Raw genomic sequence first — 21,928 nt, 5'->3', positions numbered from 1 at the left:
TGTCAATCGCGCAACAAAATGCCGCCACCTTTCGGCAGCAGGCCGGTCACGGCGGTATGTCGATGGCCGTCACCGCCTCCACGGAAGGGACGCTGATGGCATTCCAACTTGCCCATCGTTTTCGGATGATTAACAAAAAGGGCAATTATGTAACTGACAAACCCGGCTCTTATTGGCGCTGGCTGTCAGGAAAGATCTGCCTGCGCCTTGCCCTTGCCGATAACCTTTGCTTGCCTACTGTCCCGACCATGAGAGGAGGCAAACATGGAACGGCTTTACCCGGTAGCTCTCGTGACGCTGTTTTGTAGCTTGATGATATTCGGAATGGCGGTGACGGTCGCGAGAACCCACAAGAAGACTGGCATACTGGCGCCCGCAATGACCGGCGACCCGCTCCTTGAACGAACCATCCGGGCACATGCCAACGCGGTGGAATGGTTTCCTATCTTTATGCCGTCGATGTGGCTGTTCGCGATCTACTGGAATGCCGCGTGGGCTTCCGGCCTTGGGCTGCTCTGGATGATAGGTCGGATTGCATATTTCGTAGGGTATCGCACCGCGCCCTTGAAGCGCTATCCCGGCTTCTTCGTCCAGTCGATTGCAGCCTTCGCGCTGCTTTTTGGCGCTCTGGGCCGGATCATCTATCTGATGCTCTAGGCGCTCCCCAGCCGCGGGAGAACGGCACGGTGCCTCATAAGCGGAGATAGGGCGCACTCACTCCGATCGGTGTCGGGTCGGTAACATTGCTGGACGCGTTCGAGGGGCGCCAAATGCTCATCGCCTCCTATTACATGTGGTTCGACGGCCGGCCGGCAGCCGAGCAATGAGGGGTGCACCTTCTTCACGACGCAGGTGGCCCATTCGCGGGCTCGCGACACCCTCGCCGCCGAACGCTGGCGGTTGCCCTGGCTGGCGGTTGAGAAGAATTATGCCTTTGAAGGGCTGAAGGGCCGCGTGAGCCTGCTCGACCGCAAAGCTGCCCACGACAAACGCAGTGCCCCGAAACGGTCCTACATGAACTGGCGCACCCGACAGGATTCGAACCTGTGACCTCTGCCTTCGGAGGGCAGCGCTCTATCCAGCTGAGCTACGGGTGCTTTCCGAAATCCGGAAAACGAACCAGCCGGTGAACCGGCAAGTCACGGCTTCTTAGCGGAAGCGCGCGCGGGCTTCAACGGGCAAATGGCGATTGGCGCGCCCCGTGGTGGAGAGTGGGGCGGTCCTCTCGTGGATGCCAGCTTATTGGATATGGCGCTCCCCCTCTCCGTCTCGGCTTCGCCGAGCCACCTCTCACTCCCCTGCCCCCGCCTTCACCGTCCGCCTTCCGCGCACCGCCCGCTTCGGCTTCTTCGCGCCCGCCAGTTCGTGCATCGCATCCAGCTGCATCTGCTGCATTTCGGCCAGCCGCGTCCATTGGCGCGAGATGAGGTAGTCGAGTTTTTCGTGCAGATGGCGCACTTCGAGCTCGGCCTTGAGGTTGACGCGGTAGTCGTTGAAGGAGCGCAGGCGGTCCTTGGACTCCTGCCGCCGCTGGCTCATCATGATGATCGGCGCCTGGATGGCGGCAATGCAGGAGAGCAGCAGGTTGAGCAGGATGAAGGGATAGGGATCGAAAGCGGCGCTCATGCCGGCGACCAGATTGATGCCGATCCACACCAGAAGCACGCTGCCGAACGAGATCAGGAACCACCAGCTGCCGCCGAATGCCGCCATGTTGTCGGAGACGCGGTCGGCGAAGGTGCGGTGCTCCTCGAATTCTTCTTCCGAGTTTTCGGAAATCGTGTCCTGCCTGGCGATCGATTCGACCACCTGACGGTCGAGCTCGGAGAATTCGCCGTGCTCCTGCTGCAGCAACTCCTCCATGTAGCGCATGCGGTAGCGGCCGAGCTCGGCGCGGCTGATGCGGGCGCCCGCCGGCAGGTCGGGATGGTCCGAGCGGATGCGGTCAGCGAGGCTCGGGCGCAGCGTGTCGATGCGCACCAGATCGCGCTTGCGGAATTTGCGGCCCGATATCGCCGACGGCTTTTTCTTCGGCTTGCCACGGTGGGCGCCTGGACCAGCGGGGTCGGAGTCCGGCACTTCGGGCGTGTCGAAGTGTTCGTCCGATACCGGATCGGCCTCCAGCTCACCGACGATCGGCGCCTCGAAATACTCGCCGCCGTCATCGTTCTGATTGTCTGCCGCCTGTTCGGGCGTTTTGGGGACGGTGCTCATGGTGGGCTCCTGAGGGTGCTGGGCGACGATAGACAGAGGTGGCGGCGCATAGCCAGCGCCGGGCACGGATTTCGCAGGCCGGACAAGTGTTTTTGATCGGAGAAGGCGATGTGGCTGGCGGCGGCTCGCCTCTCAGGGCGGGTGGAGACGTTCCAGATTGGCCGGAGCGGGAAGAACTTGCCCGATGTTTGCGCCAATCACCCCCCTCTGTCCTGCCGGACATCTCCCCCTCAAGGGGGGAGATTGGCTGTTGTCCCGGCTTTCGCCAATTTCCACCGTCACAGGAGTGAGCGGAGCGCCGAAGCTGCCAATCTCCCCGTTTGCGGGGGTTGAGGAGCGGTCCGCGCAGCGGGCGGAAAGCCAATTGCTTGGCTTTCCGAGCGACGAAGATCCGGCAGGACAGAGGGGGGCGCTGTCCCCGCCAACGTGCACAAGGTTCTGCAGGGCGGCGGGCAACAAAAAACCCGCCTTGCGGGCGGGTCACGTTTCCAGTCGATCAATTGGCGCGACTCAGCACCATACCGAAAATAGTAGCATAGCTGCCCTCAGGGTCAAGAAAAAATTCCTATCGATATCCATCCCCGCGCAGCCAAGCGCGATGCTTGCTACCGGCAGCTCGCCCTTCGCAGGCTCAGGGCGTTCGTCGTTCAAAAAGCCAAGCAATTGGCTTTTTGTCCGCTACGCGGACCACTCCTCACTGTTCCGCGAACATCAGCCTGGTCTTGGCGCCGTCCGTGGTCGGCGACAGGCTGCGCTGGATCAGCGCTTCGACATGGTCGTTGCGCTGGCGGGCTGAGTCGGCGCCCATCACCACGACGATCAAATTGCGGCCGTCGGCATTGTAGGAGGTGACGATGTTGAAGCCCGACGCCCTGATGTAGCCGGTCTTGATGCCGTCGACGCCGCGCACGCGGCCGAGCATGTCGTTGTGGCCGCGCACCAGCCGGCCGCGGAACATGAAGTCGCTTTCGGAGAAATAGTGGAACTGCTGGGGAAAGCGCTGATGCAGCGCCATGCCGAGCACCGCCATGTCGCGCGCCGTCGTCATCTGGCCATCGTCGGGCAGGCCGGACGCGTTGCGGAAGGTGGTGCTGGTCATGCCGAGCTGGCGCGCCTTGGATGTCATCATGGCGGCGAACTGATCCTCCGAGCCGCCGAGATATTCGCCGACCGCCACCGCCACGTCATTGGCCGATTTGACGACGATGGCGCGGATCGCGGAATCGACGTCGATGCTTTCGCCGCGGCGGAAGCGCATCTTGGTCGGCGGCTGCGAGGCGGCATGGTCCGAAACCGGGATCTGCGTTTGCTTGCTGACGCGGCCGGACTCCAGTGCCTCGAACAAAAGATACAGCGTCATCATCTTGGTCAGCGAGGCGGGGTAGCGCTGCGCCGTCGAGCTGACCTCGAACAGCTGCTTGCCGGTCCTGGCGTCAACCACGATGGCCGCATATTTCTGCGCCGGCGCGGGCACGGCCAGCACGCTGTCGGGCGGCGTCGTGGCGCAGCCGGCCAGCAGCACCAGCAGGGCTAGTGCCGCAAAAACTCTCTGGATGAGCGGAAGGGGACGCAGGTAGGACAAGGGCTGGACTGTTCTGGGTCGGCTGTTGCTGAGATGAGACGACGCTAACGTAACGCAGCTGTTGCGTCCATTTGGTTAATGCCGGTTAGCCCCAGGATTGTCGAGCCGCGCAAGCTTGGCATCCGCCGCGAAAACGCCGGTTTTCCCGTGTCTTTGCTTGCCAAGGCCGCGTTTCCCGTGGGAAGGGGCGTGGTATCGAGGGCTTGGGGGCTTGGCATGACGAACATCGGGGCCGGGGGCGCTGCGCCCTCGCTTATCAGGGCATCACTCAGCCGCACCGGCAAATGGGCCGGCAGCGTCGCCTTTGTCGGGGGTGCCGTATCCGACATCCTCAATCCGCTGGCGCCGTTCGCCGCCTATGTCGCGCTGGTCGCCGCGGTGGCCGCAATCATCATCGCCATTGCCATCGTGCTCCGGCTGGTGCTGGCGGCCAAGGCGCTGCCGGCCTTGATCTTCGCCACCAGTGCGGCCGCCGTCGCCGGCGGCGTCTACGGCCTGCAGCAGCAGACCAACGCCCAGCACGGGGTGATCGCCAGCCTGGTGCCGGCCATTGCCGGGCTGCAGCAGTCGATGGGCATCGTTACCGAGAAAGTTGCGAAGATCGAGCAGACCGTCACGCAGACGCAAAAGACGGTCGACGCGGTCAAGCAGTCGACCGACACGGTGGCGAAAAAGACCGACGAGATCGCGTCCGTCCAGCAGCAGCAGACTGAGCAGACGGCGGAAGTGCAGAAGACCACCGACGAGGTGAAGAAGGAGACCGAGACGCTGGTCGCCGGCCAGGCGCAGCAGCAGGCCCAGACCGAGAAGCTGCAGGCGACGACGCAGCAGATCGCCGCCTCGATCGACATCATCGCCAAGGGCTTTGCCGCCTTGGCCGCGCAGGGCGGGGCGATCGCCGAGCCGAAGCGGCCGGACGAGTTCTACCACAATGCCCGCGTCTACGAGCTGTCCGGCGACATGCTGAATGCGCGGCGCTCCTACCTCGCTTTTGCCGGCTTCGACGTCGACGCCATCGACCCCTATACGCGCTTTGCCACGCTGCTTCGGGTGCAGGACGGCAAGGCCGGCGCGCGTGAGGTGTTCGGCGCGCTTGCCGACAAGGGCAAGGCGCTGTCGATCAAGCTCGTGCATATCCAGCAGTTCGACGACGCCCAGCGCCTGGACAAGCTCAACGCCTTCATATCAGCCAATCCGGATTTCGCGCCGGCCTATTTCCTGTTGGCGCAGGAGTTTTCCGAAGACCGCCTCGGCGCCCAGACGCTGGCCGACAAGCGCAACGAGGCCAAGGCGCTGACCAAGTTCACGTCCTACGAACAGGATGGCGGGTTGCTCAAATATTTCGTCGACCAGACGCAGTTGGCCGACTGGCTGGACCGCAGCCGCAGCCGGCTGGCGGCGCTTGGCGACGTGCTCGACCCCGCCCGCTTCGTGCCTTCGCTGACGCCGATGCGCTCCAACCAGGGCTGGTCGATGACCATCTCGCTGCCCGAGCCGGCGACCGCCATCTCCTGGCGCATGGGCGACAGCGGTCCGTTCACCGACACCGGTTTCCTGGCCATGAACGACCAGACGACCGGCAAGCCGATGGCCAATCCGAGCTTCGAGATGCCCGACAGCACGGTGGCGGGGATCATTGCGATCAAATATCTCGACATCAGGGGCCGCGAGACCGGCCCGTTCGACATCCGCTTCGACCCCGAGACAGCGCTTCAGCAAGGCAACAAGCAGATCCTCGACCAGTTCTGGACCTCGTGGATCGCCTTCGATGCCAGCGGCAACCACGGCCTGGTCTATTTCACCCAGATGCTGTCCTACCGCTGCGCCATCAAACAGGTGCATTACAGCCTGAACGGCGCGGCACTCGACAAGGAGATCAAGATGCCGCCTTGCGACAAGAAGGACCCCTACGCCATCCCCTACGATTACCAGCCCTATTTCAAGGTCGCCGACAGCGTGAAATCGATGTCGGTGCAGGTTACCTACACCGACGACACCAAGTCGCCGGTGCGGGAATACAAGCGACAGTAGCTCACCCTCCCCTTGTGGGGAAGGTGAAGGTGCGCGATGCAAAAATGCCCTGTCGCAGTGCTTGCGCAACCGCCGCCGAACGGTTCAGTTTGCGCCTTCAGAATCGGTGACAGCGCAATGACCATCCACACCATCAAGGCCAGAGGCATTTCGGTTTCGCTCGACCTCACGGTCGGCCACATCGCCGACATGGTCGTCGAGGGCGGTGGGCGGCAGCTGAAGCCGCTGCATCGCGCGCCCTGGGTCGATGCGAACGAGACGCTGCCGAAAGACCTGCCGGAAGGCACGGTTCGGCTGTCCGGCGATTTCCTCTGCGCGCCGTTTTCGCGCAGCGATGTCGAGGAAGCGCCGCTGCATGGCTGGACGGCCAACAGCGCCTGGGATGTCGTCGAAAGTGTCGCGACCGACGATGGCTGGCGCGCGGTCTACCGCTTGCGGCACGAGGTGATGGGCGCTTCGGTCGACAAGATCCTGACGCTGCGCGACGGCCATCCCTTCCTCTACCAGGAGCATGCGTTTTCAGGCGGCCATGGTGCCATCTCGGTCGCCCATCACCCGATGACGGCCATGACCGGCGGCGGCAGGCTGGCCTTTTCGCCGAAGCGTTTTGCCGCGACGCTGGACGATCCGCTGGAGCCCGATCCCGCACGCGGCCGCTTCATGCTCGCCTATCCGGCTCGCTCCACCGATCTCGGCCATTTTCCCGCCGCCGGCGGCGGCACGCTCGACCTGACGGAATACCGCATGGATGACCGCCGCGAGGATTTCATCACGCTGGTCGAAGCCGACCATGGCGGGCCGGGATGGACCGCGCTTGCACGACAGGCCGAGGACGATCTGGTGCTGGTGCTGAAGAACCCGGCCGAACTGCCAATCACCATGCTGTGGTTCAGCAATGGCGGGCGCGACTACGCCCCATGGAGCGGCCGCCACCTTGGCGTGCTCGGCATCGAGGATGGCCGCGCTGCCGTCGGCCATGCCGCCTCGATCGGCGACAACTGGCTGAAGCGCGAAGGGGTGGCGACCGCTTTTGCGCTGGGCGAAGGCCAAAGCGTGTCCTTTCGCCACGTCATCGGCGTCCTGCCGCTGTCGGGCGGCGAGCCGCCGCGGGACGTCACGACGGCGGATGGCCGCATGCGGCTGCAAGCCGGTGGTTCGACGCGGGAGGTTCCCTTCGACAGCGATTTCCTGCGCATTGGCCAGCCGCTGGCCTCGTAGGTGTGATTGCGCGGCCGCAGGGTTTGAAATTTCCGTGAACTGTCGCCAAGATGTGGCCGAAATCATCATGCGGAACATGGTGGATCTGAAGCTCTGCCAGAGAGGCTCTCATGTCCGAAATCGCCCATCTCGCCGCCACCATCTTCAAGCGTGCCGGCAAGGCAAACCGCTTCATCGTCGCCATTGCCGGTCCACCGGGCGCCGGCAAGTCGACGCTGTCGGCAAGGCTGCATGAACTGCTGCCCGAAGGTGCAGCGGAGGTCGTACCGATGGACGGCTTCCACTATGACGACGCCGTGCTCGAGCGGCGCGGTCTGCGCGCGCGCAAGGGCGCGCCGGAAACCTTCGACTTTGCCGGTTTTGAGGCCTTGCTGAAGCGTATCCGTGCCGGTGAACCCGACATCGCCATTCCGGTCTTCGACCGCAGCATGGAACTGTCGCGCGCCGCAGCCTCGATCGTCGCCACAGAAACCAAGTTCATCCTGGTCGAGGGCAATTACCTGCTGCTCGACGAAGAGCCGTGGTCGCGGCTGGCGCCGCTGTTCGATTTCTCGATCTTCGTCGACGTGCCGCGCAACGAGCTCGAGCGCCGCCTGATGGAGCGCTGGCACGAGCATGGCCGCTCCGATGAAGATGCGCGCGCCTGGATCGCTTCCAACGACCTGCCCAACATCGAGCGCGTGCTCGCGCGGCGCAGTGCCGCCGATCTGGTGATCGGCCTTTCCGCTTGATTCGACGGATTGTGCAAGGGGAACCTTAAGACTTTCAGGCCGTTATCCCGACACGACAATTGTGCCAAAAGAGGGATTCGGTCTAATGGCAACCAAGGCAAAAAAGCCTGCGCCCGCCAAGGGCAAGGCGACCCAATCCAAAATCGGCGCCGGCCCGGCGATGACAGCCCGTTCAAAGGACGCCAAGCCGGCTTTCGGCAAGGCAGCGCCGAAGAAAGTGGTGCCGGCCGCAGCGAAAGCCGCGCCAAAAGCCGCAAAGCCGAAGAAGCCCGCGAGTTCCAGCGACTCCTTAGGCGGCAGTGCGATGCGCACGGCCAAGGCCACGGCCAACGTCGCTGCCGGCGCGGTCATGGTCGCCGCCCGAGGTGCTGCGTCGCTCGCTGCTTCCGTCATGGGCAAAGGCGGTTCGAAAGCTAAAGCGAAGGCGAAATAGCCGCGCTTCGGAGGCTGGTTTTGCTATCCCTTGGCCGGGACGGTCAGGCCTTTTTGCACCGCCGGCCGCGCCAGGCCGCGCTCCAGCCATGTTCCCAGATGGGCGAAATCGTCAAAGCCGACGAGTTCGCGCGCTTCGTAGAATCCGATCAGGTTGCGCACCCAGCCGAGCAGCGAGATGTCGGCGATGGTGTAGTCATTGCCCATGATCCACTTGCGCCCTTTCAGCCGGCCGTCGAGCACGCCGAGCAGTCGCTTTGACTCGTCGCGATAGCGCTCCAGAGGGCGTTTGTCGGCGATTTCGCGGCCGGCGAATTTGTGGAAGAAGCCGACCTGGCCGAACATTGGCCCGACCGAGGCCATCTGGAAGAACACCCACTGGATGGTCTCGTAGCGGCGCGCGCCATCAATGGGCATGAGCAGGCCGGTCTTTTCAGCAAGGTAGAGCAGGATGGCGCCGGATTCGAACAGGCCGATCGGCTGGCCGTCCGGGCCGTTGGGATCGATGATCGCCGGTATCTTGCCGTTGGGATTGAGCGACAGGAATTCCGGTGTCCAGCTTTCGTTCTGGCCGATGTTGACCCAATGCGGCTCGTAAGGAAGGCCGAGTTCCTCCAAGGCGATCGATATCTTCACCCCGTTCGGCGTTGTCGCCGAATAGAGCTGGAGCTGGTCCGGATGCTTGGCCGGCCAACGCGTTGCGATCGGAAAGGCGGACAGGTCTGCCATGGAAACTCCTGGATGAGGATTAGCGCCGAGCGGCGCGGTTTTGGCGGGTCGGCCAAGGATTAGACGCGGCGCACGGCACGATCAATATGGCGGCGAAGGGTTTCATCGAGCACGGACAGTCAACGGAATGGCCGGCCTGGGGCAGATCCGCCCGCCCGTTAGATCAGACAGCCTTGAAGGCCAGCACGGCATTGGTGCCGCCGAACGCGAAGCCGTTGCTGATCGCGGCGCGCACCTTGCGCTCGCGCGGCACATTCGGCGTGACGTCGAGGTCGCAATCGGGATCGGCCTCACGAAAATTGGCCGTCGGCGGCACGATGCCTTCGCGGATCGCCATCACGCAGGCGATCATCTCCAGCGCACCCGATGCGCCGAGGCAATGGGCATGCATCGACTTGGTCGACGACACCGAAAGCTTGTAGGCATGGTCGCCGAAGACGCGCTTGATCGCTGCCGTCTCGATCTGGTCGTTGGCCTTGGTGCCGGTGCCATGGGCATTGAGGTAGTCGACATCCTCGGGATTGAAGCCGGCATCGGCGAGGCAGGCGCGCATGGCCGCCGTCGGCCCTTCGACGGTCGGCGCGACAATGTCGGAGGCGTCGGCGGAGAGGCCGGCGCCGGCGACCTCGGCAAGGATGGTGGCGCCGCGCGCCATGGCGTGCTCGTACGTCTCCAGGACCGCCATGCCGGCGCCCTCGCCGAGCGACAGTCCCTGGCGGTCGGCCGAGAATGGCCGGCAGGTGTCGGGCGCCAGCACGCGCAGTGCTTCCCAGCCCTTCAGGATGCCCCAGACCAGCGGCGCATCGGTGCCGCCGGCGACCATCACGTCGGCGCGGCCAAGTCTGATCTGGTCGACGGCCGAGGCGATGGCGTGGTTGGACGATGAGCAGGCCGAGGTGACGCCGAAGACCGGGCCGCGCAGGCCCAGATTCATGCTGACATGGCCGGAGGCCGCGCTTGGCATGACCTTTGGCACGGTGAAGATGCCGGCGCGGTTCTTGCCCTCGACCAGGATGGCGCGATAGCTCTCTTCGATCGCCTCCCAGCCGCAGACGCCGACACCGACGACCGTGCCCATCCGATAGGTGGTGGCTTCATTCGAGACCAGGCCGGCGTGCTGCATGGCTTCCCTGGCTGCGATCGTCGCCAGCAGGCTGAAGCGGTCCATCGACACGGTCTGCTTGCGGTCGATGCCGTGATCGGGAAGCGTCTTGATTTCGCAGCCGACCTTGACCTTCAGATCATGCAGTTGGGGACTTGTGATCTGGCCGATGGCCGAGCGGCCGGCGCGCATCTCGTTCCAGATCGCGGGCGCGCTGGTGCCGAGCCCGCAAATGCCGCCCATGCCGGTGATGACAACGCGCTGCCGCATTCAGTTCAGGCTTTTTTCGCGATCAGCGCGCGCACAGCTTCGACCATGTCGCCGACGTTCTTCAGATTGCTCCAGGCGTCGACCGTGTTCATCTCGATCTCGATGCCATACTCTTCCTCAAGATCGAAGATAATCTCCGTCAGCTCGAGCGAATGGATGCCAAGCGAGGTCAATTCGGTGGTGGTGGTGATTTCTTCGCCGCCCGGCTCGGCATGAGCCTTGATCTTCGCGATGATATCCGTTGCCAGCTGGTCGGCCATTCGGTTCCTTCCCCACTATCTCGCGTTTCCCGACGCCGACTGAGCAGCGCCCCTTTTTCTCCTGGTATCAAGCCGCCGTCGTCGTTTAATACCCCCGCCAAGCGCAGCATGACCGTACCAAGGTGGTTCCCTCTATAGAAACCGAAACGTTGTCAAGCAACAAGCTATATCGAACTCCATATCGACAAAGCCGCCGGAGTGCTTAACGTGCAGGCATGGATATGGGCGAACATGGCGGGATTTCGACGCAGCGCGTTGCGGGCGTGGCGCGGCTTTCCTGTGCGCTCAGTGAGGGCCGCACGCGCCTGCGGCGCCTCTATCAGGACGGCGCCGCCAAGATAAGAATGCCGGCCGTCTCGGCCGATCCGCTCGAAGCGGTGTTGATCAACACCGCCGGCGGAATGACGGGCGGCGACCGTATCGCCTGGGACGTGGATGTCGCCGCGGCCGCTTCGGCATCGATCACCACGCAGGCCTGCGAGAAGATCTACCGGGCGGCATCCGACCATGCCGAAGTGCGGGTCAATTTGTCGGTAGGCGAAAACGGCCGCATCGCCTGGCTGCCGCAGGAAACCATCGTTTTCGACAGGGCGGCCTTTGCCCGTACGCTCAACGTCGAGCTTGCCGTCGGCGCCGAGGCGCTGGTGCTGGAAGCCACCGTCTTCGGCCGCCTGGCGATGGGCGAACGCGCCACGCAGGGCAACTTCCATGACCGCTGGCGTGTGCGTCAGGATGGCGCCCTCGTTCATGCCGAGGATTTCCGCATCGGACCCGATATCGCCGCAACGCTCGATCGCCCGGCGGTTGCCGGCGGCGCGATCGCGGTGGCGACATTGCTTCTGGTGTCGCCGCGCGCCGAAGCCCTGCTCGATCCGGTTCTGGAGATCGTCGGCGACCAGGGCAGCGCCAGTGCCTGGTGCGTGAAGAAATCTGGCAAGCTTCTTGCGAGGCTCTACGCCGGGGATGGCTACCGGCTGCGCCAGCGGCTGGTTCCACTCGTCGAATTGCTCAACGGAAGGGCGGGGTTGCCCAAATTATGGTCACTATAGGCCTGCCTCTACCAATCCAGGGAAACGCATGAACCTGACGCCGAGGGAAAAGGACAAGCTGCTGATCGCCATGGCGGCGATGGTGGCGCGCAAGCGGCTCGAACGCGGCGTCAAGCTCAACCATCCGGAAGCGATTGCGCTGATCACCGATTTCGTCGTCGAAGGCGCCCGCGACGGCCGTCCGGTCGCCGAACTGATGGAAGCCGGCGCTCATGTCGTCAGCCGCGCGCAAGTCATGGAAGGCATCGCCGAGATGATCCATGACGTGCAGGTCGAGGCGACGTTTCCCGACGGCACCAAGCTGGTGACCGTGCACGAACCGATCCGTTGAGGAGGACAGGATGCTGGAGCTGCGTCCCAACTGCGAATGCTGCGATAAGGACCTGCCGCCCGAGGCGACGGATGCGCTGATCTGCACCTTCGAGTGCACCTTTTGCGCCGGATGCGTGGAACAGGTGTTGGGCGGCATCTGCCCCAATTGCGGCGGTGGTTTTTCGGCGCGGCCGATCCGCCCGGCAGCGATGCTGAAGAAATATCCGGCGTCAGCCAAACGCGTTCTCAAGGCCGAAGGCTGCGGCCCCCGCAAGGCGGCGTGAACACCAGACCGAGCAAAACGAAAGGCAAACAGAATGATATCCGCCAAACGCCTCTGCCTGTCGGCGATCCTGCTGCTGGCCGCCGCCCTGCCGGCCTATGCCCATGTCGGCCTGGGTACCACCTCCTCCTTCACGGCCGGCTTCATGCACCCGCTCTCCGGCCTCGATCACATGACGGTGATGATCGCGGTCGGGCTGTGGGCGGCGCTCAAGGGCGGCAAGGCGGTTCTTGCCTGGCCGGCTGCCTTTGTCGGCGTCATGCTGGTCGGCGGCGCGCTGGGCATGCTGCATATGCCGCTGCCCTTCGTCGAACCGGGCATACTGGCATCGGTCGTGACACTCGGACTGCTGGTGGCGCTGGCGATCGATCTGCCGGTCTCGGCCGGCGTCGCCATCATCGGCCTGTTCGCACTTTTCCACGGCCACGCGCATGGCACCGAGGTGCCGGAGAATGCCGGCGGGCTTGAATACATGGCCGGCTTTGCCACCGCCACGCTGTTGCTGCATGCCACCGGCATCGCCACCGGTCTCGGTCTCGGCATCCGGTTTCGTGGCCTGGCCCGCGCTGCCGGTGCCGCCTGCGCGGCGATCGGCATCGGTCTCGCCTTCGGCATCGTGTGAGGGTGACCATGATCCCCGGTGAAATCATCACGGTGGGCGGCGACATCGAGCTCAACAAGGGCCTGCAGACCGTCACCCTGAAAGTCGCCAACAGCGGCGACCGGCCGATCCAGGTCGGCAGCCACTACCATTTCTTCGAGACCAATGAGGGGCTGAAATTCGACCGTGAGCGCGCCAGGGGCATGCGCCTCGACATTGCCGCGGGCACGGCCATGCGCTTCGAGCCGGGCCAGGAGCGCGACGTCACGCTGGTGCCGCTCGGCGGCAAGCGCGAGGTCTACGGATTTCAGCAGAAGGTGATGGGCAAGCTGTGAGATCTTCCGGCGCGCTCAGCTCAGTTCGATGGCTTGGCCGCGGCGTAGATGACGATCTTTCCGGGATTGTCGAATTCGACGGCGAGGACATCCTGCGCTTGCACGCGCCGCGATTCGATGGCGTTGAACAGCAGCGCGTTGGCCTCGATCTCCTTGCGCAGCTCCGTAATGTCGTCCTGATGCTGCTTGACCTTGGCCTCGATCTCCGGCGGCGGGCCGCCTTCGCTGCGCGCGGCATCGGTGAGGAACACGATGTCGACCTTGTCGAGCTTGGATGTCTTGCGCACCGTGCCGATGTTTTCACGCGTGCGGTCGATCGCCGTGTTGACGTTGCCGGCCTCAGTGTTGGCCTTGGCCTCTTCCTGCTTGACCTGCGAGCCGACGATGCGATTGACGGTCTCCGTGCTTTCCAGTCCTTGCGCCTTCAGTCCGGCAGCAGGACCAGCCGCCGCCAGGAACGTCATGGCGGCGACTGCCTGCATTCTGGTCGAGAAAGAAGTGATCGCCATCGCTCGCTCCTGAGAGAAATCGTTTCGGGGCGCGGGTTAGCGCGAAAAGAACAAAACGAATCCCGCCCGGCGAAGGTTCCTTTCCCGATGCGGCCGGCCGGCCGGATGCCGGCCCGCCATGCCGTGGCGTCAGCTCGCCTTCTTGGTGATCAGGGTCAGTGCGCCATTGGGTTCCATACTGGCTGCGACCACCTGCGCCGAGGTCATTCCCTTGGCTTCGAGCGCCGACTTGACCTTGGGTGTGGCGTCGATCGAGCTGCGCAGTTTCTTCAAGCCGTCATCGCCGCGCTGGGCGATCACCTGGTTGACCTGCGTCTGGGTGTCCTTTGGCAGCTCCGTGATGTCGACGATGTTGACGCTCTGGATCGTCGGAACGGCCGGCTGAGCCTGGGGCGTGGCTGGAGCAGGCGTTGCCGGCGCCGGAGCGGGCTGTGGCGCGGGTTGCTGCTGGGCACTGGCGGCGCCCGCCAGCATCAGGCTGGCGGCGGCGGCAAGAACTATCGTTTTGCGCATGGATTTTCCTTTCCATCGATTGGCAAACGGTCGGTCTGGGGTGACGCCCTAACCTCAACCGCCAAATGGGATCAGAAGGTGTCGCCCAGCAGGTCATTGCGTGACCATAGGATGGCAGCAATGTGCAGCCGCGCTTCAATCCAACCGCATTTCGGCAAACCGCATTTCGGGAGCAATCGCTGATGGCCAGAATTACCCGCGCCGCCTACGCGCAGATGTACGGCCCGACGGTCGGCGACAGAGTACGGCTTGCCGACACCGAACTGTTCATCGAGGTCGAGAAGGATCTCACCATCCATGGCGAAGAGGTGAAATTCGGCGGCGGCAAGGTGATCCGCGACGGCATGGGCCAGAGCCAGGTTTCCAGGGCGCAAGGCGCCGTCGATACCGTGATCACCAACGCGCTGGTGATCGATGCCAGTGCAGGCATCTTCAAGGCCGATGTCGGGCTTCGCGACGGGCGCATCGCGGCCATCGGCAAGGCCGGCAATCCGGACACGCAGGATGGCGTCACCATCATCATCGGCCCCGGCACCGAGATCATCGCCGGCGAAGGCAAGATCCTGACATCAGGCGGCTTCGACGCGCATATCCACTTCATCTGCCCGCAGCAGATCGAGGAAGCGCTGATGTCAGGCATCACCACCATGCTCGGCGGCGGCACCGGTCCGGCGCACGGCACGCTGGCCACCACCTGCACGCCGGGGCCATGGCACATGGCCCGCATGATCCAGTCCTTCGACGCCTTTCCGATGAACATCGGCCTGTCGGGCAAGGGCAATGCCTCGCTGCCCGCCGCGCTCGAGGAAATGGTGCTGGGCGGCGCCTGCTCGCTGAAGCTGCACGAGGACTGGGGCACGACGCCGGCGGCCATCGATTGCTGCCTGTCGGTCGCCGACGAATACGACGTGCAGGTGATGATCCACACCGACACGCTGAACGAATCCGGCTTTGTCGAGAACACGGTCGCCGCCATCAAGGGCCGCACCATTCACGCCTTCCACACCGAGGGCGCCGGCGGCGGCCACGCGCCCGACATCATCAAGGTCTGCGGCCTGCCCAACGTCATTCCGTCTTCGACCAATCCGACGCGGCCCTACACGGTCAACACGCTGGCCGAGCATCTCGACATGCTGATGGTCTGCCATCATCTGTCGCCGTCGATCCCCGAAGACATCGCCTTTGCCGAAAGCCGCATCCGCAAGGAGACCATCGCGGCGGAAGACATTTTGCACGACATCGGCGCCTTCTCGATCATCTCGTCGGATTCGCAGGCCATGGGCCGCGTCGGCGAAGTCGCGATCCGCACGTGGCAAACCGCCGACAAGATGAAACGCCAGCGCGGCTCGCTGCCGCAGGAGACCGGCAACAACGACAATTTCCGCGTCCGCCGCTACATCGCCAAATACACGATCAACCCGGCCATCGCGCATGGGCTGTCGAAAGACATCGGCTCGATCGCGGTTGGCAAACGCGCCGACCTGGTACTGTGGAACCCGGCCTTCTTCGGCGTCAAGCCGGACATGGTGCTGATCGGCGGCATGATCGCCGCCGCCCCGATGGGCGACCCCAACGCCTCGATCCCGACGCCGCAGCCGATGCATTACCGGCCGATGTTCGGCGCCTATGGCAAGGCCAGGACCAACTCGTCGGTGACGTTCGTTTCGAAAGCAGCGCTCGAGTCGGGACTGCATGGCAGGCTCGGTGTCGACAAGCAGTTCGTCGCCGTCGAAAACACCCGCGGCGGCATCGGCAAGCATTCGATGGTGCTCAACGACGCCACGCCGCATGTCGAGGTCGATCCGGAAACCTACGAGGTGCGCGCCGACGGCGAGTTGCTGACCTGCGAGCCGGCGACGGTGCTGCCGATGGCGCAACGGTATTTTCTGTTTTGAAGCGGCGCTTCCACCGGGCGAGCATTATCCGTTGCAGCCCTTGGTGGAAGGCAGCACTATGCGGCCAACCAACAGCTGCATTGTGATCGAGCATGACCACCGAAATCGCTTCCGCCCACGACATCTTCCCGCACATCCGCATCGTCATGGGCATGGTGATCGGGCTTGGTGTCGCCCGCCTGCTGTCGGGGGTGGCGCGCATCGTCCAGCATCCCGGCCAGTACAAGCTCTATACCGTGCATCTGGCCTGGGTCGTCTCGGTGCTCCTGATGCTGGTGCATTTCTGGTGGTGGGAGTTCGGCCTCTACGCCGTCGAAACCTGGACCTTCGGCAAATATTTGTTCATCATTTTCTACGCGATCACGCTGTTCCTGCTGTGCGCGCTTTTGTTTCCCGATTCGATGCTGGACTACACCAGCTACGAGGATTTCTTCTATTCGCGGCGGGCGTGGTTCTTCGGCCTGCTGGCGGCGACCTATCTGCTCGACGTCGTCGACACGCTGCTGAAGGGGCCGGAGCATTTCGCCCGCTTCGGCAGCGAGTATCTGTTCCGCACGCCGGTCTTCGTCGTGCTCTGCATCATCGCGATCCTGGTGCGCGACCGCCGCTTCCACATCGCCTTTGTCACGGCGGCGCTTATCTACCAGATATCGTTCATCCTGCGGCTCTTCGACACCATCGTCTGAACGAACGTGATGGTCTAGCTTGTTGGAGAAAGGCAGGGTTGGACATGTACAAGGCCGTCGGATCGCGCGTGTGCGGGCACAAGCAAATGGGAGATCCATGAAATGAAACTCAACCTCAACACCGACTTCACCAAATTCCCGCGCGCCGTCTCGGTGCTGTCCGCCGGCGCTGCCGGAACCACCCTACCGTCCGGCCGGGCCATTCTCGCCCATGACGAGCGGCATCTGCGCCGCCGGGCCATCGAACTTGCCGACGGCGGCAAGGTGCTGGTCGACCTGCCCGAACCCGTCGCCTTGAACGATGGCGACCGGCTGGTGCTGGAGAATGGCGGCCATATCGAGATCATCGCGGCACCGGAAGAGGTCTACGACATCCGCGCCCGCGATGGCGTGCATCTGGCCGAACTCGCCTGGCATATCGGCAACCGCCATCTCGCGGCAGGCATCGAGGCCGGACGCATCCTCATCCTGCGCGACCATGTCATCAGGGCGATGCTGGAGGGGCTCGGCGCCACGGTGAGCGACGTTTCCGAACCGTTCAAGCCGGTGCGCGGCGCCTATTCCGGCCATGCTGGGCAAAGCCACGATCACGGCCATGCGCATGCCCACAGCCACGCCGAAGCGCACAGCCATTCTCATGGCGAAGCGCATTCCCATTCGCACAGTCATGCCGGCCATCACCACGATCATGACTGACCAGCCTTCGAACATCGCCCTGCTGCGGCTGATGGCGTGGCTGTCGCCTGCCTTTCCGGTCGGCGGCTTTTCCTACAGCCATGGTCTCGAGCGGGCGGTGCATGACGGGTTGGTTGCCGATGCCGGGAGCCTCGCCGGCTGGCTGGAGACGTTGGTCGAGATGGGCTCGGGCTGGAACGACGCCGTGCTGTTCGCCGAGAGCTGGCGCCGAGCATGCGGCACCGGTGATCTCGATGAAGTGGCGGCACTCGCCGAAGCCCTGGCCGGCTCGCGCGAACGCCATACCGAGACCATGCTGCAGGGTGGAGCCTTCCTCAAAGCGGCGGCCGCCTGGCGTAATCCGGTGCTGGAGCGCCTGCCGGCCGAATGCGCCTATTGCGTCGCCGTCGGCGCCATTGCGGGTGGCAACGGCATCGCGCTTCAGGATGCGCTGTCAGCCTTCCTGCAAACCTTCTTCTCCAACCTTGTGCAGGCAGCGATCCGGCTTGGCATCGTCGGCCAGAGCGGCGCGACCACGTTGTTAGCCGGCTTCGAGCCGCTGGCCCTGGCGACCGCAAGCCGCGCCGCGCGCTCGACACTCGACGATCTCGGTGGCTGCGCCTTCGTCTCCGATGTCATGGCGATGAAGCATGAAACCCAATATTCGCGACTGTTCCGCTCATGATTTTTCTCGCCTTCTCGCTATCCTTTGTCCTGCTGCTGATCACCGTTCTGCATGTCTATTGGGGCCTTGGCGGCATCTGGCCGGGCCAGGACGCAGCCTCCTGCGCTCGCGCCGTGGTCGGCTTTCGCGGCGTCGATGAGATGCCAACGCCGTTTGCCAGTTTCGCCGTTGCCGCGTGCTTGTGCCTGGCGACACTATGGCCGCTGGCGCTCATGGGAGTCTTCGCTTCACCCTTCCCCAAGGAGGGTCTCGCCGCCACGTCGCTGCTCATCGGTCTGGTGTTCCTGGGGCGCGGCATAGCCGGCTTCACGCCATGGTGGCGGCGGCTGACGCCGGAACAGCCTTTCGCGCGGCTCGATGTCCGCTATTATTCGCCGCTGTGCCTGTTGATCGGGCTCGGCTTTGCCATCCTCGCCATCACGGAGTTTCCCGCATGACACAGACAAATGGTCCGCTGCGCGTCGGCATTGGCGGCCCGGTCGGTTCGGGCAAGACGACGCTGACCGAAAAACTGTGCAAGGCGCTGCGCGACGAGTTTTCCATCGCCGTCGTCACCAACGACATCTACACCAAGGAAGACGCCATGATGCTGGCGCGGCTGCAGGCGCTGCCCGAGGACCGCATCATGGGTGTCGAGACCGGCGGCTGCCCGCATACCGCGATCCGCGAGGATGCCTCGATCAATCTGCAGGCGATCGCGCAGATGAACAGGAAGTTCCCGGACCTCGACATCGTCTTCATCGAATCCGGCGGCGACAACCTTGCCGCCACCTTCTCGCCGGATCTCGCCGACCTGACGCTCTATGTCATCTCGGTCTGCCAGGGCGAGGAGATTCCGCGCAAGGGCGGGCCGGCGATCACCCGCTCCGATTTCCTGGTCATCAACAAGAGCGATCTGGCTCCTTACGTCAACGTCAATCTCGATGTCATGGAGAGCGACGCCGGCCGCATGCGCGGCAAGCGGCCGTTCGGCTTCACCGACCTGTCGCGCGGCAAGGGTCTGCAGGAGGTGATCGATTTCATCGTCGAGCATGGCGGCCTGCGAGCCGGCGCTGCCGCTGCCAGCACGGCGGCGTGAGCATCCCTGCACCAACCAAAACCGGTTGCGGGAATGGGCTGGCCACGGCATTCTTGCCGAAACCGGAGAATTTTTCGATGAGCCTTGCCCGTCTGCAAAAGGAAACGCTGACCAACCTGCCCTACTATGAGGAGCGCGTCGATCTCGCCTGCGCCTTCCGCTGGACGGCGCGGCTCAACATGCACGAGGCGGTGGCCAATCATTTCTCGCTGGCCGTCAACGATGAGGGCACACAATTCCTCATGAACCCCAACCAGGTGCATTTCTCGCGCATCAAGGCGAGCGACCTTCTGATGATCGATGCCAACGATCCGGAAACGCTCTCCGGCCCCAATGCGCCCGACCCGACGGCGTGGGGGCTGCATGGCGCCATCCATCGCAATGTGCGTCACGCGCGCTGCGTCATGCATGTGCACTCGATCCACGCTACGGTGCTGGCATCGCTCGCTGACTCGACATTGCCGCCGATCGACCAGAATTCGGCGATGTTCTTCAACCGCCATGTGGTCGACGCGCACTATGGCGGGCTGGCCTTCGAGGAGGAGGGCGAGCGCTGCTCGCAGCTTCTCGTCGATCCCAAGGTCAAGGTGATGGTGATGGGCAATCACGGCGTGCTGGTCATCGGCGACACGGTCGCCGATGCCTTCAACCGCATGTTCTATTTCGAACGCGCCGCCGAGACATACATCAAGGCGCTGTGGACCGGCCGCCCGCTGCGCACGCTTTCTGACGCGATCGCCGAAAAGGCGGCGAGCGAGATGGACGATTACCCCGGCCAGGCCGAACGCCATCTCAGCGAGTTGAAGGCGATCCTCGACGAGCAGGAACCGGTTTATCGGAGCTGAGGACCCTTCTCCCCGTCACTATACGGGGAGGCGGTTTTCCTCAGAGCCCCAGCTCTTTCCCCAATTCCTCGGCGCTGTTGATGACGATGGCGCCGGGCGGGCCTTCCATCGGCTTTTCCGGCCAGAAGATCGTCTTCATTCCCGCCGCCAGTCCCGCCATGGCACCCGGCCAGCTATCGTCGATCGCTACCGCCTGCGCGGGGTCGACATCGGCCAGATACGCGGCGCGCAGGAATGGCTCGGCATGCGGCTTGCCTTCGCGCACGTCGTTGCGGCTAATCGTCTTCATGCCGGGGTAGATCAGGCCGACCATGCTCAGATTGGCGTCGACGATCATCCGGTCCGAATTCGAGACCACGGCCTGCTGGATGCCTCTTGTACGCAGCTCGTTGAAGATCTCGATCGCGCCGGGGCGCGGCTTCAAGCTCTCCACCAGCGGCAGGTAGTGTTCGTATTTGCGCAAGATCCAGTCGTCGAAAGGCAGGTCCAGGCCGAACTCGTCGCGCATCATCTCGTAGACCGGCCAGGCGGCGACGCCGAGCACGCGCTCATGCAGATCGTCCGGCGGGACAAGGCCGACATTGCGCATCGCCGCCACCAGGGCAGCTTCGTGCAGCGGTTCGCTGTCGACCAGCGTGCCGTCCATGTCCCAGAAAACCGCTTTCGGCGTCATGCGAGGCTCCTTTTTGCCATCCCTTAAAGGGTTTGAGCCGGGAGATAAACCTTCGGAGCGCAAGAACGTGCCGCCTGCCGGGACCGCAGCCAAGTCTCTTGGCGAGACAGACATCGTGGGGAGACGAGAAACTGGGCCGTGCCTACGCCGAGGGACAGCAAGCAATTGCCCCCGAGATTTGACAATTGCGCAGCAGGCCGTTCCCTGCGAAAGTGGGCATGGGCCGCTCTCATGACCGGCGGTCTCGGGAGGCAGGACTTTGAATAGCCGGCAGGATGGTGGCAGCAACAGGCTGGACGATGCGGCACGCGCCGGCTGGCTTTATTATGTTGCCGGCAACACACAGGACCAGATCGCTTCGACGCTTGGCATCTCGCGGCAAACGGCGCAGCGGCTGGTATCGCTGGCGGTGTCGGAGGGCTTGATCAAGGTTCGCGTCGACCATCCGATCGCCAACTGCCTCGATCTGGCGGCACGGCTGAGATCGCGCTTTGCGCTCGATCTGGTCGAAGTGGTGCCGAGCGACCCCAACTCGTCCTCGACCACGATCGGCATCGCCGAGGCCGCTGCCGCCGAGATCGAGCGGCGGTTGCGTTCACCGACGCCGATCGTCATGGCGATCGGCACCGGGCGCACGCTGAAGGCGGCGATCGAGCAGCTGCCGCCGATGGAATGCCCGCAACACAAGGTGGTGTCGTTGACCGGCAACATCTCGCCGGACGGTTCGGCCGCCTTCTACAATGTCATCTTCACCATGGCCGACAGGGTCAAGGCACGCTCCTTCCCGATGCCGCTGCCGGTCATCGCCTCGTCGCCGGAGGAGCGTGAAATGCTGCTCAACCAGCCGATGATCCAGCCGACGCTTGCGCTTGCCGCCGAGGCCGACGTCACCTTCATCGGCATCGGCGACCTCGGCCCCAAGGCGCCGCTCTACGAGGACGGCTTCATTTCGGAGAGCGAATTGAAGGCGCTGCAGAAGGCCGGCGGCATCGCCGAGATCGTCGGCTGGGTGTTCGATAGGGAAGGCCGCATGATCGAGGGCATCACCAACGATCGGGTGTCGTCGGCGTCGCTGCCGTCACGCGAGAAATCGCTGGTCATCGCACTTGCGATGGGAGAACGAAAGCTGCCGGGCATCCTGGCGGCCGCGAACCGGCGGCTGATCAACGGCCTCATCACCGATGAACGGACCGCCGCCGCGCTGCTCGCCAGCATCTGAC

The 21,928-nt window shown here is 63.9% G+C and carries 26 protein-coding genes, 1 tRNA gene and 1 pseudogene; 18 read left to right on the top strand and 10 right to left on the bottom strand.

Features of this window, described 5'->3' with window-relative positions; genetic code table 11:
* Window positions 1-264: 264 nt before the first annotated feature.
* Window positions 265-657: an MAPEG family protein gene (locus tag A4R29_RS00930; protein ID WP_013528384.1), complete on the top strand. Its 393-nt coding sequence runs from the start codon at window positions 265-267 to the stop codon at window positions 655-657.
* Between the two features lie 198 nt (window positions 658-855).
* A pseudogene (locus A4R29_RS34835) lies at window positions 856-969 on the top strand (DUF899 family protein); the annotation flags it as partial.
* 51 nt (window positions 970-1,020) lie between these two features.
* Here A4R29_RS34835 and A4R29_RS00925 read toward each other — a convergent pair.
* The 3 genes from A4R29_RS00925 to A4R29_RS00915 form a co-directional block, all read right to left on the bottom strand.
* Window positions 1,021-1,097: transfer RNA gene (locus A4R29_RS00925), tRNA-Arg, on the bottom strand.
* A gap of 193 nt (window positions 1,098-1,290) precedes the next feature.
* A complete protein-coding gene (locus A4R29_RS00920; protein ID WP_063170979.1) occupies window positions 1,291-2,214 on the bottom strand; it encodes a DUF1003 domain-containing protein in 924 nt (307 codons plus the stop codon).
* Window positions 2,215-2,908: 694 nt separating this feature from the next.
* Entirely contained in the window at window positions 2,909-3,796 is an 888-nt protein-coding gene (locus tag A4R29_RS00915; protein WP_013528386.1) for a D-alanyl-D-alanine carboxypeptidase family protein, read from the bottom strand.
* A gap of 216 nt (window positions 3,797-4,012) precedes the next feature.
* Between A4R29_RS00915 and A4R29_RS00910 the strand changes: the two genes are divergently transcribed.
* The 3 genes from A4R29_RS00910 to A4R29_RS00900 all read left to right on the top strand — a co-directional run bounded on the left by A4R29_RS00910 (window position 4,013) and on the right by A4R29_RS00900 (window position 7,776).
* A complete protein-coding gene (locus A4R29_RS00910; protein WP_063173515.1) occupies window positions 4,013-5,827 on the top strand; it encodes a hypothetical protein in 1,815 nt (604 codons plus the stop codon).
* A gap of 117 nt (window positions 5,828-5,944) precedes the next feature.
* A complete protein-coding gene (locus tag A4R29_RS00905) occupies window positions 5,945-7,045 on the top strand; it encodes a hypothetical protein (RefSeq protein ID WP_063170978.1) in 1,101 nt (366 codons plus the stop codon).
* A gap of 110 nt (window positions 7,046-7,155) precedes the next feature.
* Entirely contained in the window at window positions 7,156-7,776 is a 621-nt protein-coding gene (locus A4R29_RS00900) for a nucleoside triphosphate hydrolase (protein WP_013528389.1), read from the top strand.
* 42 nt (window positions 7,777-7,818) lie between these two features.
* On the opposite strand, the gene A4R29_RS34565 is transcribed toward A4R29_RS00900, so the two are convergent.
* The 4 genes from A4R29_RS34565 to A4R29_RS00880 form a co-directional block, all read right to left on the bottom strand.
* Window positions 7,819-8,127 carry a hypothetical protein gene (locus tag A4R29_RS34565; RefSeq protein WP_167355164.1) on the bottom strand — a complete coding sequence of 103 codons (309 nt, stop codon included), beginning with the start codon at window positions 8,125-8,127 and terminating at the stop codon, window positions 7,819-7,821.
* Window positions 8,128-8,232: 105 nt separating this feature from the next.
* Window positions 8,233-8,937 (bottom strand): glutathione S-transferase N-terminal domain-containing protein, encoded by a 705-nt coding sequence (locus A4R29_RS00890; protein ID WP_013528391.1) that lies wholly within the window; start codon window positions 8,935-8,937, stop codon window positions 8,233-8,235.
* 163 nt (window positions 8,938-9,100) lie between these two features.
* The gene (locus A4R29_RS00885; RefSeq protein WP_063170976.1) at window positions 9,101-10,309 is read right to left on the bottom strand and encodes a beta-ketoacyl-[acyl-carrier-protein] synthase family protein; all 1,209 of its coding nucleotides are present in this window, start codon (window positions 10,307-10,309) and stop codon (window positions 9,101-9,103) included.
* 5 nt (window positions 10,310-10,314) lie between these two features.
* Entirely contained in the window at window positions 10,315-10,569 is a 255-nt protein-coding gene (locus A4R29_RS00880; RefSeq protein ID WP_013528393.1) for an acyl carrier protein, read from the bottom strand.
* Window positions 10,570-10,784: 215 nt separating this feature from the next.
* Between A4R29_RS00880 and A4R29_RS00875 the strand changes: the two genes are divergently transcribed.
* Genes A4R29_RS00875 through A4R29_RS00855 form a run of 5 tightly spaced genes read left to right on the top strand, consistent with a single transcriptional unit; the run spans window position 10,785 to window position 13,149 of the window.
* The gene (locus A4R29_RS00875) at window positions 10,785-11,618 is read left to right on the top strand and encodes an urease accessory protein UreD (RefSeq protein WP_063170975.1); all 834 of its coding nucleotides are present in this window, start codon (window positions 10,785-10,787) and stop codon (window positions 11,616-11,618) included.
* A 28-nt stretch (window positions 11,619-11,646) separates the two neighbouring features.
* Entirely contained in the window at window positions 11,647-11,949 is a 303-nt protein-coding gene (locus tag A4R29_RS00870) for an urease subunit gamma (protein WP_013528395.1), read from the top strand.
* Window positions 11,950-11,959: 10 nt separating this feature from the next.
* The gene (locus A4R29_RS00865; RefSeq protein WP_013528396.1) at window positions 11,960-12,214 is read left to right on the top strand and encodes a DUF1272 domain-containing protein; all 255 of its coding nucleotides are present in this window, start codon (window positions 11,960-11,962) and stop codon (window positions 12,212-12,214) included.
* 33 nt (window positions 12,215-12,247) lie between these two features.
* Window positions 12,248-12,835: a HupE/UreJ family protein gene (locus A4R29_RS00860; protein ID WP_063170974.1), complete on the top strand. Its 588-nt coding sequence runs from the start codon at window positions 12,248-12,250 to the stop codon at window positions 12,833-12,835.
* Between the two features lie 8 nt (window positions 12,836-12,843).
* A complete protein-coding gene (locus tag A4R29_RS00855; protein WP_013528398.1) occupies window positions 12,844-13,149 on the top strand; it encodes an urease subunit beta in 306 nt (101 codons plus the stop codon).
* A gap of 20 nt (window positions 13,150-13,169) precedes the next feature.
* On the opposite strand, the gene A4R29_RS00850 is transcribed toward A4R29_RS00855, so the two are convergent.
* Both A4R29_RS00850 and A4R29_RS00845 read right to left on the bottom strand, forming a co-directional pair.
* The gene (locus A4R29_RS00850; RefSeq protein ID WP_063170973.1) at window positions 13,170-13,658 is read right to left on the bottom strand and encodes a hypothetical protein; all 489 of its coding nucleotides are present in this window, start codon (window positions 13,656-13,658) and stop codon (window positions 13,170-13,172) included.
* A gap of 129 nt (window positions 13,659-13,787) precedes the next feature.
* Window positions 13,788-14,171, bottom strand: coding sequence for a hypothetical protein (locus A4R29_RS00845; RefSeq protein ID WP_013528400.1), 384 nt, complete (start codon window positions 14,169-14,171; stop codon window positions 13,788-13,790).
* A gap of 182 nt (window positions 14,172-14,353) precedes the next feature.
* Between A4R29_RS00845 and ureC the strand changes: the two genes are divergently transcribed.
* The 7 genes from ureC to A4R29_RS00810 all read left to right on the top strand — a co-directional run bounded on the left by ureC (window position 14,354) and on the right by A4R29_RS00810 (window position 20,035).
* Entirely contained in the window at window positions 14,354-16,066 is a 1,713-nt protein-coding gene (gene ureC, locus A4R29_RS00840) for an urease subunit alpha (RefSeq protein WP_063170972.1), read from the top strand.
* Window positions 16,067-16,158: 92 nt separating this feature from the next.
* A complete protein-coding gene (locus tag A4R29_RS00835; RefSeq protein WP_024502037.1) occupies window positions 16,159-16,752 on the top strand; it encodes a hypothetical protein in 594 nt (197 codons plus the stop codon).
* A gap of 102 nt (window positions 16,753-16,854) precedes the next feature.
* Window positions 16,855-17,448 carry an urease accessory protein UreE gene (ureE, locus tag A4R29_RS00830; protein WP_063170971.1) on the top strand — a complete coding sequence of 198 codons (594 nt, stop codon included), beginning with the start codon at window positions 16,855-16,857 and terminating at the stop codon, window positions 17,446-17,448.
* A complete protein-coding gene (locus tag A4R29_RS00825; RefSeq protein ID WP_063173514.1) occupies window positions 17,441-18,112 on the top strand; it encodes an urease accessory protein UreF in 672 nt (223 codons plus the stop codon). The genes ureE and A4R29_RS00825 overlap by 8 nt, the downstream gene beginning before the upstream one ends.
* On the top strand, window positions 18,109-18,549 hold the full coding sequence (locus A4R29_RS00820) for a DUF3995 domain-containing protein (protein WP_024502040.1): 441 nt from the start codon (window positions 18,109-18,111) through the stop codon (window positions 18,547-18,549). The genes A4R29_RS00825 and A4R29_RS00820 overlap by 4 nt, the downstream gene beginning before the upstream one ends.
* Window positions 18,546-19,190, top strand: coding sequence for an urease accessory protein UreG (gene ureG / locus A4R29_RS00815; RefSeq protein WP_027161074.1), 645 nt, complete (start codon window positions 18,546-18,548; stop codon window positions 19,188-19,190). The genes A4R29_RS00820 and ureG overlap by 4 nt, the downstream gene beginning before the upstream one ends.
* Before the next feature lie 77 nt (window positions 19,191-19,267).
* Window positions 19,268-20,035, top strand: coding sequence for a class II aldolase and adducin N-terminal domain-containing protein (locus A4R29_RS00810; protein WP_063170970.1), 768 nt, complete (start codon window positions 19,268-19,270; stop codon window positions 20,033-20,035).
* A gap of 40 nt (window positions 20,036-20,075) precedes the next feature.
* Here A4R29_RS00810 and A4R29_RS00805 read toward each other — a convergent pair whose 3' ends face one another.
* Window positions 20,076-20,708 (bottom strand): HAD family hydrolase, encoded by a 633-nt coding sequence (locus tag A4R29_RS00805; RefSeq protein WP_063170969.1) that lies wholly within the window; start codon window positions 20,706-20,708, stop codon window positions 20,076-20,078.
* 259 nt (window positions 20,709-20,967) lie between these two features.
* On the opposite strand from A4R29_RS00805, the gene A4R29_RS00800 reads away from it, so the two are divergent.
* On the top strand, window positions 20,968-21,927 hold the full coding sequence (locus tag A4R29_RS00800) for a sugar-binding transcriptional regulator (protein ID WP_013528410.1): 960 nt from the start codon (window positions 20,968-20,970) through the stop codon (window positions 21,925-21,927).
* The last annotated feature ends 1 nt before the right edge of the window (window position 21,928 follow it).

The organism is Mesorhizobium ciceri biovar biserrulae (genome assembly GCF_001618845.1).
GTDB lineage: Bacteria > Pseudomonadota > Alphaproteobacteria > Rhizobiales > Rhizobiaceae > Mesorhizobium > Mesorhizobium ciceri.
This window is presented reverse-complemented; position numbering and strand designations above follow the sequence as displayed.

Coding starts and splice junctions, on each gene's coding strand:
- A4R29_RS00865 (WP_013528396.1), top strand. CDS start 11,960: ATGCTGGAGCTGCGTCCCAACTGCGAATGCTGCGATAAGGACCTGCCG.
- ureC (WP_063170972.1), top strand. CDS start 14,354: ATGGCCAGAATTACCCGCGCCGCCTACGCGCAGATGTACGGCCCGACG.
- A4R29_RS00825 (WP_063173514.1), top strand. CDS start 17,441: ATGACTGACCAGCCTTCGAACATCGCCCTGCTGCGGCTGATGGCGTGG.
- ureG (WP_027161074.1), top strand. CDS start 18,546: ATGACACAGACAAATGGTCCGCTGCGCGTCGGCATTGGCGGCCCGGTC.
- A4R29_RS00930 (WP_013528384.1), top strand. CDS start 265: ATGGAACGGCTTTACCCGGTAGCTCTCGTGACGCTGTTTTGTAGCTTG.
- A4R29_RS00860 (WP_063170974.1), top strand. CDS start 12,248: ATGATATCCGCCAAACGCCTCTGCCTGTCGGCGATCCTGCTGCTGGCC.
- A4R29_RS00855 (WP_013528398.1), top strand. CDS start 12,844: ATGATCCCCGGTGAAATCATCACGGTGGGCGGCGACATCGAGCTCAAC.
- A4R29_RS34565 (WP_167355164.1), bottom strand. CDS start 8,127: ATGACCGCGCCGGCAGCGACGTTGGCCGTGGCCTTGGCCGTGCGCATC.
- A4R29_RS00805 (WP_063170969.1), bottom strand. CDS start 20,708: ATGACGCCGAAAGCGGTTTTCTGGGACATGGACGGCACGCTGGTCGAC.
- A4R29_RS00875 (WP_063170975.1), top strand. CDS start 10,785: ATGGATATGGGCGAACATGGCGGGATTTCGACGCAGCGCGTTGCGGGC.
- A4R29_RS00820 (WP_024502040.1), top strand. CDS start 18,109: ATGATTTTTCTCGCCTTCTCGCTATCCTTTGTCCTGCTGCTGATCACC.
- A4R29_RS00850 (WP_063170973.1), bottom strand. CDS start 13,658: ATGGCGATCACTTCTTTCTCGACCAGAATGCAGGCAGTCGCCGCCATG.
- A4R29_RS00810 (WP_063170970.1), top strand. CDS start 19,268: ATGAGCCTTGCCCGTCTGCAAAAGGAAACGCTGACCAACCTGCCCTAC.
- A4R29_RS00880 (WP_013528393.1), bottom strand. CDS start 10,569: ATGGCCGACCAGCTGGCAACGGATATCATCGCGAAGATCAAGGCTCAT.
- A4R29_RS00920 (WP_063170979.1), bottom strand. CDS start 2,214: ATGAGCACCGTCCCCAAAACGCCCGAACAGGCGGCAGACAATCAGAAC.
- A4R29_RS00835 (WP_024502037.1), top strand. CDS start 16,159: ATGACCACCGAAATCGCTTCCGCCCACGACATCTTCCCGCACATCCGC.
- A4R29_RS00845 (WP_013528400.1), bottom strand. CDS start 14,171: ATGCGCAAAACGATAGTTCTTGCCGCCGCCGCCAGCCTGATGCTGGCG.
- ureE (WP_063170971.1), top strand. CDS start 16,855: ATGAAACTCAACCTCAACACCGACTTCACCAAATTCCCGCGCGCCGTC.
- A4R29_RS00910 (WP_063173515.1), top strand. CDS start 4,013: ATGACGAACATCGGGGCCGGGGGCGCTGCGCCCTCGCTTATCAGGGCA.
- A4R29_RS00885 (WP_063170976.1), bottom strand. CDS start 10,309: ATGCGGCAGCGCGTTGTCATCACCGGCATGGGCGGCATTTGCGGGCTC.
- A4R29_RS00900 (WP_013528389.1), top strand. CDS start 7,156: ATGTCCGAAATCGCCCATCTCGCCGCCACCATCTTCAAGCGTGCCGGC.
- A4R29_RS00905 (WP_063170978.1), top strand. CDS start 5,945: ATGACCATCCACACCATCAAGGCCAGAGGCATTTCGGTTTCGCTCGAC.
- A4R29_RS00890 (WP_013528391.1), bottom strand. CDS start 8,937: ATGGCAGACCTGTCCGCCTTTCCGATCGCAACGCGTTGGCCGGCCAAG.
- A4R29_RS00870 (WP_013528395.1), top strand. CDS start 11,647: ATGAACCTGACGCCGAGGGAAAAGGACAAGCTGCTGATCGCCATGGCG.